Raw genomic sequence first — 17,472 nt, 5'->3', positions numbered from 1 at the left:
GGTTATTTGGTACCGCTTTTTTGCTGCAGCTTCCGGGTGATCAATTCATCCAGTTGCTGGTAACTGAGTTTCTTGGCAACAATCCTTTTTTGTTCATCCAGCAGGTAGAGGACCGGTGTTTGGTACACATCATACAATTGGCGGTAACTGGGTTTACCTGCCTTGTAATCGGCCTCACGTTGCTGTTCTGTCTGGTAAACGTGTATCCAGTCCTTCAGATTGTTGTCCTTGATATACTTGATCCAGTTAGCCTTCCCGCCTTCCGTCATAACGCCATAAAGCTTAACGCCCTGTTTTTTCCATTTCTGCTGGTAAAGGGAATCCAGGTGGGGTACCATTTCCTTGCAATGGCTGCAGGTAGGGTCCCAGAAGCAGATCACCACCAGCGGGGCGTTCACTTCATACAGCGGTGAAGGCTTTTCGGTGCTGTCAACCATCACCAGGTCCCATGCCGGCTGCCCCAGCTGGTTGGCCATTAAGCTGTAGGCCCGGTCAGTGATGTACTTCATGCTTTTCTCATTGTACCAGTCCACCTCGGGGTGATTATTGATATACTGTTCAAACAGGTGGAGGAATACCGCATCCTGGCCCATGTAGGTGGGGTTGATGTATTGCTGTACAAAATGGTTGAGCAGGTATTTGTAAATGTCCTTGTTGGGCCTGGCTTCCAAAAGCATCCTGTCCACTTCCAACTTGATGGAATCCGGCACCGGTGGCACCAGTTCCCGGTAATAGCGGACCAGCCTGTTCTCAAAGAAGGGCGTCCGAAGTAAACGGTCGTCTGCCAGGCTGATACCATCCCAGTAATGGCCCTTGAAATAGTGATAGGCATAAGTGGAGTCATAAACTCCCCTCGGGTGCTTATTGGCCGGGGGGATCTCAGGCTCCTGCAAAGCATAGAAAAGGGTGGTGAGAAAACTGGAAGGGTTTTGCCTGATCCAGTCGGTGCGGTATTGGTAAATGACCTTGTTCAGTTCCCTGATCCTGGTTTCGATAGCAGCAGAATCGCCCTTGTTCGAAGCCCTGGCCAGGGATTCCTGTAATTGCTGGATGGCCTTTCCACGTTCCTGTACAAAACCGGTATAGGTCTGGAAGTCCTCATTATCCTTTGATCCCTTGAACCTGATCTCATTGAGTTTTGAACTGTCACCTGTCACGGAGAAATGCTGTTGTTTATCGACCAGCATTTCAAAGAGCAGCTCTTTTTTGGGGCTTACCAGGAAATAGATGCCGCCACCCAAAGGCTTCGCACCCTTGAATACCACCGTACCATTGGCATCTGCAACAGCAGAATCGGCCAATGCCTTCAGTTTGCCATAATGATAGCCCAGGTAGAGTTGCTGGCCTTTGTAGGCATTCAGGGAAATGCTGATCTGGTAGCCCTGCTGGCCGTAGCCATTCAGGCTCATGATAAGGAGAAGGATCAAGATTCGGTTCATCATCAAGCTATGGTTGGCTAATATCACGAATAAACGGCAATATTATTGCGGCATCCGCTGCCTTAACAAATTATTGCAAAGGTACATATGGCTTTCCCATTGGCTCATTCCATCCAAAACGGGTACTTTTGCGCCATGCGGAAGAAGAATATTACGCTGGAAAAAATCAAGGTGGAAGACTATGCTGCTGAGGGTAAGGCCCTGAGCAAGGTGGACGGAAAGGTGGTCTTTATTGAAGGAGCCATTCCCGGTGATGTGGTGGATGTCCGGCTGACCAAGAACAAAAAGGACTGGGCGGAAGGGAAGGTATTGAGGGTGCACCAGTTTTCGCCTGACAGGGTAAAGCCTTTTTGCGAGCATTTTGGCACCTGTGGCGGTTGTAAATGGCAAATGCTCCCCTACGAAAAGCAATTGTTCTATAAGGAACAGGAGGTGAAGCAACACCTCAGGCGGATCGGTAAGGTAGAACTTCCCGAGATCGAACCGATACTGGGCTGTACCGATACCCGTTATTACCGGAACAAACTGGAATTCACCTGCAGCAACCGCCGTTACCTGATGGCCGATGAGATCGCAGCCCATGATGAGATACCGCAGGAGAATGCCATCGGTTTCCATGTGCCCCGAATATTCGACAAGGTGATCGATATCAATACCTGTCACCTGATGCATGAGCCGGCCAATATCATTAAGAATACCGTGCGCGAGTATGCGCAGTCCAGGGGACTTTGCTTCTATGATATCAGGGAGCATGTTGGCTTCCTGCGTACCATGGTGATCAGGGTACTTACCACGGGCGAGGTGATGGTGAATGTAGTATTTGGCAGGGAAGACAAGGAGGAAAGGGAAGCCTTGCTGGATCACCTGTTACAGAAAGTACCATCCATCACCACCCTCTTGTACACCATCAATACCAAGCGGAACGACAGCCTTTTCGACCAGGAACCCATAGCTTATCACGGCAAGGGCTATGCGCTGGAGAAGCTGGAGGATTTTGTATTCAAGATCGGCCCCAAGTCCTTCTTCCAGACCAATACCCGGCAGGGGGAAAAGCTGTACCAGGTGACACGAGAATTTGCAGAACTTACCGGGAAGGAGACAGTTTACGACCTTTATTGCGGCACTGGCAGTATCGGCATTTTTGTGAGCAGGCAGGCAAGGAAGATCGTTGGGGTGGAAGTGGTTGCGGAAGCCATTGAGGATGCAAAGGAAAATGCTGCATTGAACGGTATTGAGCATGCCAGCTTTTTCGCAGGCGATGTGATCGATGTATGTGACGATGCATTCTTTGCCACCCATGGCCGCCCGGATGTGATCATCACCGATCCGCCCAGGGCCGGGATGCATGAGAAGCTGGTCAATAAGATCCTGGAAATGGAAGCCCCAACCGTAGTATATGTGAGCTGTAACCCGGCTACCCAGGCCCGCGACCTGAACCTTTTGGATGCCAAATACAAGGTGACCAGGGTCAGGCCGGTGGATATGTTCCCCCATACCCACCATATCGAGAATGTTGTACAGTTAAAATTGAGAAACAGCTAAACCATTTGGTCTGGCATTTATTGTAAGGATATGAGACAATTACCCCCGGTTGTAAAGAATATTTTGATCGCCAACATAGTGGTCTTCATTGCCCAGTTCCTGTTTGAAAAGCAGGGCCTGCCACTGGAGCTGTGGTTTGCCCTCTGGCCCGTTCAGTCAGGGAACTTCAAAGTCTGGCAGCTGGTCACCCATATGTTCATGCATGGCGGCATATTCCATATTTTTTTCAACATGTTCGCGTTGTACATGTTTGGTGCCATGCTGGAACAGTTGTGGGGTTCGAAACGATTCTTTAACTTTTACATGATCTGTGGGATAGTAGCCGGCCTCGCCCAGCTGTTCATAGACCCGGATTTTGACCTGGCCGTGGGTGCATCGGGAGCCATAATGGGGCTGCTGGCAGCATTTGCCTACCTTTTCCCCAACACCCCGCTTTATATCATGTTCATTCCGGTTCCCGTGAAAGCCAAGTATGCCATTCCCGGATTGATGGCGCTTGACCTTTTTGGCGGGATCTCCCGGACCCCCGGGGACAATATTGCCCACTGGGCACACCTGGGAGGGGCGGCAGCCGGGTTTATCCTGGTATTGATCTGGAACAAAACCAATCGAAATACGTTTTATTAATGCAGTAAAAGGACTGAGCCCTTATGAATGTGCAAGAAGAAAAGAGCAGGAACAGGATCACCCTGGGATCGGACGGTAATGCCCTGGTGAACCTGGTGGTGGTAAATGCGGTAGCGTTTGTGCTGCTCAAGTTCATTTATGTGATCTACCTGCTGAGCGACCTGAATATTGATGCCTATTATTCCCATGTCTTCAACTGGTCCATATTGCCGGCCAACCTGGAGAAGCTGGCTTACCGGCCATGGACCATCGTGACCTATATGTTCTCGCATGAGAGTGTGATGCATGTGATCGGGAACCTGTTATGGCTTTGGCTATTTGGTTATATTCTGCAGGACCTTACCGGCAACAGGAAACTGGTGCCCGTATATGTAATGGGAGGCCTGGTAGGCGGGGTTGTATTCATCCTGGCGCATTACATCCTGCCCAAGCTGCAGCCTGACATTCCCATTGCCAGCCTGGTGGGCGCCAATACCGCAGTAATGGCAGTGGCCATTGCCACCACAACAGTTGCCCCTGATTACCGCATCTTCCCTATGATCAACGGGGGGATACCCTTATGGATCCTGACAGCGGCCTATGTGATCATTGATTTCGCCAGTATTTCAGTGGGCAATGTCGGCAGTTACCTGGCCCACCTGGCCGGTGCTGGTATGGGCTTCCTCTTCATTTACCAATACAGGCGGGGCAGGGATATGGGTGCCTGGCTGAACGCCTTCTTCGATTGGGTAGAAAATCTCTTCAACCCGGATAAGCCTTCCGGTAAGATGAGGGCCCGTGAACAGCATTATTACAAAGTAGGCAAGGAAGGTCCTTTCAGGAAAATCCCCCATGTTACCCAGCAGCGTATCGACCAAATCCTCGATAAGATCAATACAGAAGGGTACCATATGCTTTCCGAGGAAGAAAAAGATATCCTGCGCAGGGCGGCTAACGAAGATGATTTGTAAATTCGGTTATGGCAAAGCTGATTAGAAGCCTGACCAAACGGACCTTTATTATCATCACCATCCTTTTCGTGGCATTGTTCCTGCTGGCAAGTGCTTCCTGGTACATCGACCCGAACGAGTACTGGTATATTGCGATCCTGGGTGTAGGCTTTGCCTTCCTGCTACTGGCCGTCCTGATCCTTCTTATTTTCTGGCTGGCCTTCCGCTCAAAATGGTTCTTCCTGCCTTTCCTGGCCTTACTGGCTTGCTGGTTCCCGATCAGGGCATTTTTCGCCACCAACCTGTTTAGCAGTTCTAATAGTAAGAAGGCAGAAGGCACCATCCGCGTGATGCAATGGAATGTGGCCCGCTTCGATGAAATGAGCAGCCGTCCACGTACCGGTGCTACCAAACGCAAGGCCATGCTGGAGTATATCGGCAAGCAGTCGCCCGATATCATCTGCATGCAGGAGTTCTTTAATTCCAGCGACAAGAAACTCTTTGATTCCAATATTGGCTACCTGCGCGACACCTTGAAATATCCTTATTCTTATTATGCCATGGACCACCGCCGGCGCGATGGAAAGTACGAGCATGGGGTGGCCATCTTTTCAAGGTATCCCATAGTGGATAGTTTCCGCCTTCGTTATGGCGGGCCCAGTAACCTGAAGGCCAATGAGAGCATGATCTATGCCGACATCAACATCAATGGGAAGGTGGTCAGGGTGTTCACGACACATTTGCAATCACTCCTGTTCACTACTGCAGAATACCGGATGCTGGAGGAGATCAAGCAGGGCGACGACAGCGCTATTGAAAAGTCGAAGAATATCTTCCGGAAATTCCAGACCGCTTATGAGCAAAGAAAGAAGCAGGCGGATATGATCAGGGAGCATCTTGACCAAAGCCCTTACCCCGAGATCATTTGCGGTGATTTCAATGATGTGCCCAACTCCTATGTGTACCACAAGGTGAGGGGCGACAGGAAGGATGCCTTTACCGCGCAGGGCTTTGGTATCGGCCGAACCTTCTCCTTTATTTCGCCTACCCTCAGGATCGATTATATCCTCACTGATAAGGATTTCAGGGTCAACCAATGCCTCAATCCCCATCCCCGGCTGTCGGATCACTTCCCGGTGATCGCCGACCTGGAATTGCCGGAATAACCTGTGGGGAATGGTGGGATTGCCCGTTCAGCCCCTCTTTCCGCCTTGCCGGCACAATCTTTTAGGCCTAAGGCCGTTATCCTATATTTTTGCAGGCATCTGGTTTAGCCGGATGATCGGACCATTTAATTAGCAGGTATGTCAAAATTGAAACTATACAACTCCTATAACCGACAGAAGGAAGAATTTGAGTCATTGGTACCGGGACATGTGGGCATGTATGTTTGCGGACCCACCGTAAGCGGCGAAAGCCATCTCGGGCATGCCCGTCCTTTCATCACTTTTGATGTAGTGTATCGTTACCTCATGCACCTTGGCTACAAGGTGAGGTATGTACGCAATATCACCGATGCGGGGCATTTTGAGGAAGAGGGTAGGGAAGCGGAGGATAAGATCTCTTCGAAGGCCAAGATCGAAAAGCTGGAACCCATGGAGCTGGTGCAGAAATACACCAACCTTTTCCATTGGGCCATGAAGCAGTTCAATAACCTGGAACCCAGTATTGAGCCTACTGCCACCGGGCATATTGTTGAGCAGATCGAAATGATCAAGACCATCATCAGTGAAGGCTATGCCTATGAGAAGAACGGTTCCGTTTATTTCGATGTCAAGAAGTTTGCGGATAACTATCCCTATGGCAAACTGAGTGGAAGGATCATGGATGAGTTGCTGGAAACCACAAGGGAACTCGAAGGCCAGGATGAGAAAAAGAACAAACAGGATTTTGCACTATGGAAGGCTGCCCCACCTGAGCATATCATGCGCTGGAACAGCCCATGGGGAGAAGGTTTCCCCGGCTGGCACATTGAATGTTCTGCCATGGCCACCAAGTACCTGGGCAAACAGTTCGATATCCATGGGGGCGGTATGGACCTTATGTTCCCGCACCATGAAAGCGAGATCGCGCAAAGTACTATTTGCAACCACCATGTACCGGCAAGGTACTGGGTGCATAACAATATGATCACCATCAACGGTAAGAAGATGGGTAAGAGCTATAACAATGTGATCAAGCTGACAGAACTGTTCAGCGGTTCGCATCCCCTGCTGGACCAGGCTTACCATCCGATGACCGTTCGATTCTTCATCCTCCAGACGCATTACCGCAGCACGCTTGATTTCGGTAATGAGGCCTTACAGGCTGCACAGAAAGGCATGAGGCGTTTGTGGGATGCCTATAAACTCCTCGGCAGCCTGGCCATTGGTGCCCCTTCGGCTGCTGATACCAACCTGGATGAGAAGGTGAATAAACTGGTGGATGAGTTCAACGAGTTCATGAATGATGACCTCAATACCGCAAAGGTCCTGGCGAATATGTTTGAACTGGTACCGGTGATCAACAGCATCAAGGATAAGCATATTGCTGCCAATGCCCTTTCTAATGGAACGGTTGACAAGATGCGGAAAGCCTTCAAGGCCTACCTCGAAGATATCTTTGGATTGCAGGATGAACAGGCTTCCGCCGGCGGAGACAATACCAAGCTGGACGGCGTATTGCAGTTACTGATCGATATTCGCAAGGAGGCAAAGAGCCGTAAGGATTTTGCTACCAGCGACAAGATCAGGAACCAGCTGCAGGAATTGGGTATCCTGCTGAAAGATGAGAAGGATGGAGGGGTGAGTGTGAGTTTTGCCTGATGAATGGTACCTTATTGGCAGGGGAAAGGATTGAGGAAACTGAGATGTCGATTATTCTTTCCTGACGCCTGTAAATCAACAGCGAAATGAGACAATACATGAATGTAGGTGTTTACTCATTTCGCTGTTTTATTTTTATGATTTTTGTAATGATGCCCGATTGATATCCATATGGGATGCAAAAGCGCTAATCAATTTTATGATGCTGACCCAAAGATCTGAAGCAGTCATTTTGTTTGGTATGATCCCAGGCGGATAATTGTGTATAATTAGTCACCAAGCTTTCGGCTTTACATATTCTTCCCACTTGTCATTACCTTGAAATTCACGATTGGGGGCGGTTTCAGTAAGAAGCAAATGGAATGGGGTAATATTACCTGGCTATGCCATTTTTTATCAAGTGAATACCATCCATTACAGTAACAATTTCCTGATCCTTTATAAGTGAAGATTGTTCAGAGTGACGGGCGTAGCATCAGCGTAAATGGAACTTCCACCTTTTTCAATTCGTTATTGAGTATCATTTTCGCAGTGGACACTCCCATCTCCACAAAATTGGTAGAGATGGTAGTTATCCCGTCCAGTATAAAGCGTTTTAAGGGGGTTTCATTATAGGAAATGATCCCTACATTTTTGCCTGGCTTCAGCCTGGTATTCTGGATCTTTTCCAATAGCACCACCAGGTCTTCTTCCATCAGGTTGATAAATACTTCCCCGTCTTTAATGGGCTCATCCTCGATCTTGTGTACTACTTTGTAGTTAAAGGCATATTCATGACAAAAGTTATAGAAGCCTTTTAGAATTTCCTCCGGGAAGTAAGTATAGGATGGGAAAATGATCTTGATGGTCTGGTATTTACCTAATTGTGGAAGTGCCTGGAATAATGCGTTGTAGATATCCTTTTCAAAGTTCTCATATACTGCGCCATATTCATTTTGGATACCGGGGATTATTTTGTCCAATAAGATAAGTTTCCCATCCTTAATGGCATTGATCTCTTCATAGGCTTTTTCACCGCCTTCCAAAAAGTGGGGTATGATGATATAATGGGTGTATTCGTCTTTTCGGTTGTGAAGAATTTTCTTGAATAACCCGAAATCATTATTGTAGATATAGAAATCTATTGCAGCCTTTTCCCCAAGCGTTGATACCAGGGAATCATAAATAATTTTCTTATGTGCGCTCAGTTTATTGAACAGTAAAAAGATCTTATAGGTTTGGAAGAAATCCGTTTTGGCAATGAAATAACCTTTACCAGGTACCGATCCGATGATCCCCAGGTTTTTTAAATGTCGATATGCCTTTTCTGCCGTATCCCTTGAAATATCCAATTCATAGCTGAGGTCATTAATAGAAGGAAGAACATAATCCTTGGTGATATTGCCCTGTTCAATTCCCTTCAGAATGGAATTGGTCAGCTGAAGGTATTTTGGGGTAACAGAGTCTTCATCAATGCGGATATGCCTATAGATATTATCAGATGCCATAACAGTATTATGGTTAAATTTAGGTATTTCAGGGTATTCCCTAAGTTAATATATTCCTGATTTTCAGGGTTTCTCTACAACCAATGGTCAGGATAGTACAGGATAGCTTATACGCGCTATACTATATATTTAGCGTAATGAAAGCATGTTTATTTCAGTATAAAAACTTTGGAACGATCATGAGGGTTACTTTCTTTTTGTTCGTTTCATTCTCAATGGTTCTAACTGCCCTTTCACAGCCGTATAAACCTGAGTGGAATTCCCTGGATAGCCGTAATATACCTGCATGGTTCAGCAATGCCAAGTTTGGGATATTCATTCATTGGGGTGTATATTCCGTACCGGCCTACCGGCCAATTGAAAAGGGGCTTTACGCCTCTTATGCCGAATGGTATTATGCCAAGGTCTATGCCAATGAAAAGAATGGTGGTAAGGAATTTCATGAGAAGAATTATGGGAAGGATTTTGAGTATCGCCAATTTGCCCCCTTGTTCCGGGCTGAGCTTTGGGATCCGCAACAATGGGCCAGACTGTTTAAATCATCAGGTGCCAAATATGTTGTTTTAACATCCAAGCATCATGATGGGTATTGTTTATGGCCAACCAAAAGCCCCTATAAGAAGAATTGGAACGCCATGGCGGTAGGCCCGAAAAGGGATATTGTAGGTGAATTAACAGAAGCAGTCAGGAAGGAAGGTATGAAGATGGGCTTATACTATTCCATTATTGAGTGGGAAAGTTCGAAGACCCATCGGTCAGAGACTGGATATTATGTGCCCTTAAACCTTGTGGAGAAGTACCAGATACCCAGGGAAGATTATGTTGATAAACATTTGATTCCACAATTGAAGGAGTTGGTGGTTAATTATACTCCCTCCCTCATTTTCTCTGATGGGGGCGAATGGGATGAGTCCGAGGAATACCTGAAAACAAAAGAGTTTCTCGCCTGGTTGTACAACGAATCACCGGTAAAAAATGAAGTGGTTGTGAATGACAGGTTTGCAAAGGGAATGCCCGGAAAGCATGGCGATTATTTTTCCAGTGAATACAAGGATGCCTCTATTGATTTTAACCATCCCTGGGAAGAAAGTCGGGGTATCGGGGCATCGTATGGCTTGAACAGGGCAGAGAACATTGAGCACTACAGTACTTCAAAACAGTTGATCACCGAACTGGTGGATATTGTCAGCAGGGGCGGAAACCTGCTGTTGAATGTTGGGCCAGCCGCAGATGGAACCCTGCCTGTAATTATGCAGGAAAGGCTACTGGAGATCGGAAATTGGTTGAAAGTAAATGGCGAGTCCATATATGATACCCGGAAAACCGATTTGTTTGGTTCAACGAATAATCCTGTTCCAGTATATTTTACGGGGAAAGGCAGTTCAGTTTATGCCATCTTTACGGAGTGGCCTGAGCAGGAATTAAAATTTTCCCTTAAGCCTGGTGTAAAGGTTAAGTCGCTTTCTTTTGTGGGGACTGCATCACCTGTGACTTGGAAGGTCCAGGGGAATGAACTGTTGATTAAGCTTCCGTCCCTCACCATCAACCATTTGCCTTGCAGGGATGCCTGGGCTTTGAGGATTGAAGTCTCTATAGAGTAGGCATTGCTGTTAGGTTCATCATCTTCAGGATGGAACAGGATAGCTTGTACCGTCAATAAGGTAAATTTACCAGTAACACGATTGTGCATTAATTCAAGTTTATGCAAGCCATACTAGGAGTATTGTTTCATTTTATCGGGGGTTTTGCGTCCGGAAGTTTTTACGTTCCTTTCAAGAAGGTGAGGAATTGGTCCTGGGAAAGTTATTGGATCGTTGGTGGTTTATTTTCCTGGTTGATCGTTCCTCCACTGGCTGCGGCCTTTACATTACCCGGATTTAGTTCCATCATCAGTTCAACACCATCGGATACCCTGGGTTGGACTTTCATGTTTGGGATTTTGTGGGGAATAGGAGGATTGACCTATGGACTGGGTGTCCGATACCTGGGTATGTCCCTTGGAAACTCCGTTGTACTGGGATTCTGTTCTGTATTTGGAGCCCTGGTTCCTTCCGTATATTATCATTTTTTCCCTGCACCCGGAAAAACCACATTTGGGGAACTGCTCACCACTACCTGGGGTCAGATCATTTTATTAGGGGTGCTGCTCTGCCTGCTCGGTATTTACCTGTGTGGAAAGGCAGGAATGATCAAGGAAAAGGAAATCACCGCAAATGGTGATGGACCAAAGTCCGACGAATTTAACCTTACCAAAGGACTTGTTGTTGCAACCGTTTCCGGTGTCCTCAGCGCTTGTTTCAATTTCGGTATTGAGGCCGGTAAACCCATGGCTGATGCCGCTGTTGCAGCAGGAAAGAATCCGCTTTTTCAGAACAATGTCACTTATGTGGTATTGCTATGGGGAGGGCTGACCACAAATTTGCTGTGGTGTCTTTTCCTGAATACCAAGAATAAAAGCTTTGGTGATTATGTAAATGGAAAGAGCCCATTAGGTAGGAACTATTTCTTTTCCGCATTGGCCGGTACGGTCTGGTTCCTGCAATTCTTTTTCTATGGAATGGGGGAAAGTAAACTGGGAAATGGCGCCAGTTCATGGATCCTCCATATGGCATTTATCATCCTGATCGCCAACCTTTGGGGGATCTGGTTGAAGGAATGGGAAGGGGTTAGTAAGAAAGCAAGATGGACAGTTATAGCCGGTATATCTTCTATTATCCTCTCAGTATTGGTGGTAGGATATGGCTCCTCTTTAAAGCCAGATTAACTGGGTAGAAAATCAATAACAGCATTTTGATAGTGGCGAATGGTCAATCCAATCAGTTGGGTTGACCTTTTTTCTATGGTACTTCAACCCTTACAACATCCTATACTGAGGCATTTCATAACCGATAGTACAGGACAGTTCACTGGGGTAATTGTAAGAAATTCATTCAAACGATTGCTATGAATACTTCATTGTCAAATGAACAAATACAATCCTACCGTAAAAACGGATTCCTGGTGGTAGAAGATTTTCTTAATCCGGAAGAGCTGGAGACCTGGAGGAATGCTGTAATGGAAGCGGTAGCCGAAAGGAACGGAATAAAGATCCCCGGAAAAAATATACAGACAGGAAAGGAGGATGGCATAAATGAAGATGCCGAATATTTTGGGAATGTATTTGACCAGTTGGTCAATCTATGGCAAACGAATGATAAGGTCAGGCAATTGATGCTCGATGAAAGGATCGGTAAGATGGCCGCCCAACTCGCCCAGGTTGATGGGATCAGGATCTGGCATGACCAGGCATTGATTAAAAAACCCTGGGCAAATCCAACTGCGTGGCATCTGGATACACCCTACTGGAGTTTTGATCACAGGGAAGCCCTTAGTATCTGGATAGCATTAGATGATGCTACATTGGAGAATGGTTGCCTGTTCTTTATTCCAGGGTCGCATACGCGAACAGATTTCAAGGATCCCGGCATCACAAAGAACATGAACGCGGTATTCCTTCAATACCCTGAATTTTTGAAGAGCCCTTCAGTGGCGGCCCCCATGAAAGCAGGGAGTTGTTCCTTCCATAATGGTTTGTGTATCCATGGCGCCCATGCCAATATGACTCCTGGTTATAGAAGGGCTATGACCTGTGCTTTCATGCCGGACAAGAGCAGGTTCAATGGCAAGCCAAATATCCTGAGTGATGAATACTTGTCCGGCTTACATATTGGCGACCTGCTGGATAATGATGCACAGAACCCCTTGATCTATCAAAAGAGTACAGTGAAATCATCCTTATGAAGCAAACAGCAATAAAAGTCGGTTTATTTGGTATTGGTCTCGACGCTTACTGGCCTCAGTTTGATGGTCTTGAAGAGCGTTTGAAAGGTTACATGTCTGTAGTAGAGAAAAGATTATTGTCATTTGGTGCCGATGTGGTGAATGTTGGGCTTGTTGATAATGTAGACAAGGCTTTTGAGGCGGGCAGTATTTTCAGGAAGCAGGATGTCGACCTGATTTTCCTCTATGTTACCACCTATGCATTATCGTCAACCGTATTGCCAGTTGTCAGGCGTGCCGGTGTTCCGGTAGTTGTGATGAATATCACCCCTGAGCGGGCCATAGATTATAAAAGCTTCAACAGTTTGGGTGACAGGCGAAAAATGACTGGGGAATGGTTGGCACATTGTTCCTCCTGCCCTGTTCCGGAAATTGCCAATGTGTTTTCAAGGAGCAGGATCCCATTTTTCCAGGTGACAGGCCTTTTGGCAGAAGATGATATGGTTTGGGCAGAAGTGAAAGAATGGATAGAAGCTGGTAGGGTGGCTGCGGTCATGCGCAATAACCGGATGGGCTTGATGGGTAATTATTATTGTGGGATGTTGGATATTTATACGAACCTGACTTTGCAGTGCGCTGTATTCGGCGGACATATGGAGATAGTGGAGGTTGATGAATTGAGCAGCATCAGGAAGGAAGTTACCCCAGATGAATTGGAGAAGGAGGTGAACAGGTTCCATGAGATTTTTGATGTTCAGCCAGATTGTTCCAAAGAGGAACTGTATAGGGCTGCAAGGACATCCGTGGCTTTGCATAAGCTGGTGGATAAGTATAAGCTGGGATCAATGGCCTATTATCATAAAGGGGAAGGAAATATTGATAATGAAGATACCATGAGCTCTGTGATCCTTGGTAACTCCATCCTTACAGGTAGTGGCGTTCCGGTTGCGGGAGAATACGAGGTAAAGAATGCCCAGGCCATGAAGATCATGGATTCCTTTGGTGTTGGGGGTTCATTTACCGAATACTATGCAGTTGATTACACCGATGATGTGGTACTGATGGGGCATGATGGTCCCGGTCATATTGCCATTGCCCAGGGCAAAACAAAAGTCCGGCCACTGCAGGTTTATCATGGAAAAGTAGGAAAGGGACTATCAGTAGAGATGTCTGTTCAACACGGTCCTGTTACCTTGCTTTCTGTTGTTGAGACGGCTGAAGGAAAGATCATATTCTTAGTAGCAGAAGGCGAATCTGTTCCTGGCCCCATTCTTGAAATCGGCAACACCAATAGTCGCTACAGGTTTTCAATTGGAGCAAGAAAGTTTATGGAGGAATGGAATGCCAGGGGGCCTGCACATCATTGTGCAATTGGAACAGGGCACATTTCAAGTAAGATCAGGAAATTGGGGAGTTTATTGGGGATCGATACCATACAGGTGTGTTAGTGTAGATCATCATTTCTCATGTGTGTTTATTTTGCTTAAATAGCCGCCTTTATGGCGGCTATTTTATTTTCTATGATGCAGCAATTGTGTTGACTCTTGATAGGATTCAATATGTAGTTAAATGAAGTAAGGTTCAATTGTAAATTGACCATGTTAGCAGGTTGCAATCAGGTAAGTGCAGGACAGTCATGAATGATTTCATATATAATTTGGTTATGAATGAAAGAATTTTCATTCTCTCTAATTGAATTATATAACCAAGACAAATTGCTCGTCATGAAAAAAAGACTATCAAATGGTCTGCAAACGAGGAAGGTAATATGGTTGTCCATATTGGCTTTAATCTTTTCTCTCGAAATGTTTGCACAAGACCTGATTCCAGTTAACGGGAAAGTAGTTTCGAAGGACAACATCCCGCTCTCTGGTGTTTCCGTTAATGTTAAGAATACCAAGACAGGTACTACAACAGATGCTGATGGGGCATTCAAGTTGATGGTAAAGAAAGGACAGACAATCGTTGTCTCTTATGTTGGCTATGAATCAAGGGAATACCTCGTGGATGGTAATACTGCTGATTTAGGAATTCAATTGTCGCCAAGGACGGGAACGATGTCGGATGTGGTAGTAGTAGGTTACGGAACCCAGAGCAGGAAATCTCTTTCTGGATCTGTAGCTAAAGTTGAGGCGGGTGAATTCAAGAATACGATCGTGAACACTGTTGACCAGGCTTTACAGGGCAGGGCTGCTGGTGTTCAATCCATTGAATCATCAGGGGAGCCTGGCGCCGATGCCGTTATACGTATACGTGGTAACAACTCCCTTAACGGGAATAATGAGCCGCTATATGTTATTGATGGATTTATCATTCCGCCTTATACCGAAGCTTCTTCAGGCGGCAGGAATGGGGCATTCCGTCAAAACCCCTTAATGACCATCAACCCGAATGATATCGCCAGTATCGAGGTGTTGAAGGATGCCTCTGCAACCGCCATCTATGGCTCAAGGGGAGCCAATGGTGTTGTGTTGATCACTACAAAATCAGGTAGGAGGGGCGATGCCAGGATCGAGTTTGTCAATAAAACATCATTTGGTTCCCTGGCGTCACCACCAACAATGATGAATGCCCGGCAATACGCTACAGTTCGGAATGAATATGCTGCAATTACAGGCAATCTGCCTGCCTATGATCTGGATACGCTTAATACTTCTACCAATTGGTTTGATGAGATTACGCGTAATTCTTTCCGTGAGGAAGTTGCCTTGAATGTATCAGGCGGTACAAATAAAAGTGCCTATTATGTTTCCGGTAGTTACCTCCAGGATGACGGTGTGCTGATCGCATCTGGTTTTAAAAGGGGTAACGTAAGGGTAAATTTAAATTCAGAAGTCAATAAATGGTATACGTTGAGGCTGCAGGCGGGTGTTACCAGGATGGTCAATGATAGGGCGATGACCACAACATTGGGCTTCCCCCAGGTTGCAGGTCCAGTACTAGATGCCTTGCGTGCGCTGCCAACCCTTCCCAAAAGTCAGTCGGGTACTTACAATGGTTCAGGAGGATTTCCTGGTGGGGCATTCCTTAACCCATACATTGACCTGACAGAAAAGGTGGATAAGACCAGGACCGATAATATCCTTTTTAATTTGGAGAATATTTTCACCATTACCAATGGCCTTCGTTTGACTATTGCGGGCGGATCCAGCTTTGATAATTCAAAACGCGATATCTTCTTCAATTCTAGAACCAATAATGGTATTTTCTCCAACGGTGAAGGAAGTGTGAATACAGCTTCAACAACCGGGTACAACCTTACTGGATATTTTACCTATGATAATTTATTCAGTGGCAAGCACCGTTTCAATGCAGTCCTTGGTGGTGAGTATACTGGTACTGTATTGGAGCTTGTTACCACTAGGGCTTCTGATTTTGGTATACAGACACTGGAGAACTACAATCTGGGGATCGGCAGGAGCCAGGGTGTCGGTACATATAGGGAAGACAGGACGATCATGTCTGGCTTTACAAGGATCAATTATGGATTTGATGACAGGTATAACCTGAATGTTTCCCTTAGGGCGGACGGGGCTTCTCCCTTTGCCGCTAACAAGAAATGGGGCTTTTTCCCTGCCGTTGGTGCATCCTGGAACGTTTCCAATGAATCCTTTATGCAGGGAGTGAATTTTGTAGATAATTTAAAGTTAAGAGCGTCATACGGTATTACCGGTAGCCAGGCCATATCCCCTTACCAATCGCTTTCCCGTTATAACACTGCATTTTTCCAGTATGGATCAGGCAATGGATATTCCACCATATTGCGACCAACCTCATTGGGAAATGCTGACCTTACCTGGGAAGAGACGAAGCAATTCAATATAGGTGTTGATTTCTCCGTAGTTAAGAACAGGATTTCTGCCAGCTTCGATTATTACCAAAAGCTCACGAATGGATTATTACAATCACGTTCAATTCCATCCCAGTCAGGTTTCAGGTCAGTACTGGGTAATGACGGGGAGATGTTGAACAAAGGAATTGAGTTGAGTTTGAAAGGAGTGATCATTGAGAAGAAGGACATGTACCTAGGTACCACATTTATCCTGTCAAGGAATTACAATGAGATCAAATCTTTCGGATTGAATAATGCTGACAGGTTCTTTACACTTGGAGGAAATGGCTTGGCGGGTGTATCGCATATCCTTCGTCCAGGTGAAAGAGTCGGGAATTTCTATGGTTATATGGTGGAAAGATTGGTTCAACCATCTGATTTTAACATCGGTGTTCCCAACTATCCTTTCCCTGGTGGAGCGGCATCACAAGTGCCCGGTTCATGGAAATATGTTGACCTGAATAAGGATGGTATCATTAATTCCGCAGACCGGACTGTCCTAGGTAACGGCGTTCCTGATTTTACATTCGGTTGGACAACAGATTTTACTTATAAGCGTTGGGGTATCAACATGTTCTTCAATGGAGCGGTCGGCTACGATATCTTGAATGTTACCGGTTTTTACCTTAATTCAGGATTCATTAATTACCAGGGCATCTATTTCAACCAGACAGAAGAATGGTACAACAAAAGGTGGACAACCAATAACCAGCATAATGATGTGCGCTATCCATCATTACATACAGCCACTAATGGATTACCCGTTGGTGATGTTACATCGGCCCTGGTTGAAAAGGGTGATTTCATCCGCCTGAAGTCCCTGACCATCAATTATACCTTCCCATCGGTAAAAGGATTCAAGGACCTGAGGTTGTTTGCAACCGGGACAAACTTGCTGACCATTACTAAGTATTCTGGTTTCGATCCTGAAGTGAGTTCGTATGGTCAATCGTTGGCCCAGCCGGGTATTGACTTTGGTGCTTACCCCAGGAATATCAGTGTGACTTTTGGTGTAAGCTGTGCATTTTAATTGTATCAATAATCAATTTCATG

General features: G+C 46.1%; 12 protein-coding genes. 10 read left to right on the top strand and 2 right to left on the bottom strand.

Annotated elements, in window-relative coordinates:
- Positions 1-2: 2 nt before the first annotated feature.
- On the bottom strand, positions 3-1,442 hold the full coding sequence (locus KJS94_RS11940; protein ID WP_214448893.1) for a TlpA family protein disulfide reductase: 1,440 nt from the start codon (positions 1,440-1,442) through the stop codon (positions 3-5).
- Positions 1,443-1,574: 132 nt separating this feature from the next.
- Here KJS94_RS11940 and rlmD point away from each other — a divergent pair, with 132 nt between their 5' ends.
- From rlmD to cysS, 5 genes are all read left to right on the top strand, one after another.
- On the top strand, positions 1,575-2,981 hold the full coding sequence (gene rlmD, locus KJS94_RS11935; protein WP_214448892.1) for a 23S rRNA (uracil(1939)-C(5))-methyltransferase RlmD: 1,407 nt from the start codon (positions 1,575-1,577) through the stop codon (positions 2,979-2,981).
- Positions 2,982-3,011: 30 nt separating this feature from the next.
- Entirely contained in the window at positions 3,012-3,608 is a 597-nt protein-coding gene (locus KJS94_RS11930; protein WP_214448891.1) for a rhomboid family intramembrane serine protease, read from the top strand.
- A gap of 23 nt (positions 3,609-3,631) precedes the next feature.
- Positions 3,632-4,558: a rhomboid family intramembrane serine protease gene (locus KJS94_RS11925; RefSeq protein ID WP_214448890.1), complete on the top strand. Its 927-nt coding sequence runs from the start codon at positions 3,632-3,634 to the stop codon at positions 4,556-4,558.
- A gap of 8 nt (positions 4,559-4,566) precedes the next feature.
- Positions 4,567-5,703 (top strand): endonuclease/exonuclease/phosphatase family protein, encoded by a 1,137-nt coding sequence (locus KJS94_RS11920; protein WP_214448889.1) that lies wholly within the window; start codon positions 4,567-4,569, stop codon positions 5,701-5,703.
- Positions 5,704-5,841: 138 nt separating this feature from the next.
- Positions 5,842-7,341 (top strand): cysteine--tRNA ligase, encoded by a 1,500-nt coding sequence (cysS, locus tag KJS94_RS11915; protein WP_214448888.1) that lies wholly within the window; start codon positions 5,842-5,844, stop codon positions 7,339-7,341.
- 455 nt (positions 7,342-7,796) lie between these two features.
- Here cysS and KJS94_RS11910 read toward each other — a convergent pair whose 3' ends face one another.
- Positions 7,797-8,828, bottom strand: coding sequence for a GntR family transcriptional regulator (locus tag KJS94_RS11910; protein ID WP_214448887.1), 1,032 nt, complete (start codon positions 8,826-8,828; stop codon positions 7,797-7,799).
- A 179-nt stretch (positions 8,829-9,007) separates the two neighbouring features.
- Here KJS94_RS11910 and KJS94_RS11905 point away from each other — a divergent pair, with 179 nt between their 5' ends.
- The 5 genes from KJS94_RS11905 (at position 9,008) to KJS94_RS11885 (ending at position 17,449) form a co-directional block, all read left to right on the top strand.
- On the top strand, positions 9,008-10,429 hold the full coding sequence (locus KJS94_RS11905; protein ID WP_214448886.1) for an alpha-L-fucosidase: 1,422 nt from the start codon (positions 9,008-9,010) through the stop codon (positions 10,427-10,429).
- Positions 10,430-10,530: 101 nt separating this feature from the next.
- Positions 10,531-11,592: an L-rhamnose/proton symporter RhaT gene (gene rhaT / locus KJS94_RS11900; RefSeq protein WP_214448885.1), complete on the top strand. Its 1,062-nt coding sequence runs from the start codon at positions 10,531-10,533 to the stop codon at positions 11,590-11,592.
- Between the two features lie 179 nt (positions 11,593-11,771).
- On the top strand, positions 11,772-12,608 hold the full coding sequence (locus KJS94_RS11895) for a phytanoyl-CoA dioxygenase family protein (protein ID WP_214448884.1): 837 nt from the start codon (positions 11,772-11,774) through the stop codon (positions 12,606-12,608).
- Positions 12,605-14,035 carry an arabinose isomerase gene (locus tag KJS94_RS11890; RefSeq protein ID WP_214448883.1) on the top strand — a complete coding sequence of 477 codons (1,431 nt, stop codon included), beginning with the start codon at positions 12,605-12,607 and terminating at the stop codon, positions 14,033-14,035. Before KJS94_RS11895 ends, KJS94_RS11890 begins: the two co-directional genes overlap by 4 nt.
- Before the next feature lie 357 nt (positions 14,036-14,392).
- The gene (locus KJS94_RS11885; RefSeq protein WP_214448882.1) at positions 14,393-17,449 is read left to right on the top strand and encodes a SusC/RagA family TonB-linked outer membrane protein; all 3,057 of its coding nucleotides are present in this window, start codon (positions 14,393-14,395) and stop codon (positions 17,447-17,449) included.
- Positions 17,450-17,472 lie beyond the last annotated feature (23 nt).

It is taken from the genome of Flavihumibacter rivuli (assembly GCF_018595685.2).
GTDB classification, from domain to species: domain Bacteria; phylum Bacteroidota; class Bacteroidia; order Chitinophagales; family Chitinophagaceae; genus Flavihumibacter; species Flavihumibacter rivuli.
This window is presented reverse-complemented; position numbering and strand designations above follow the sequence as displayed.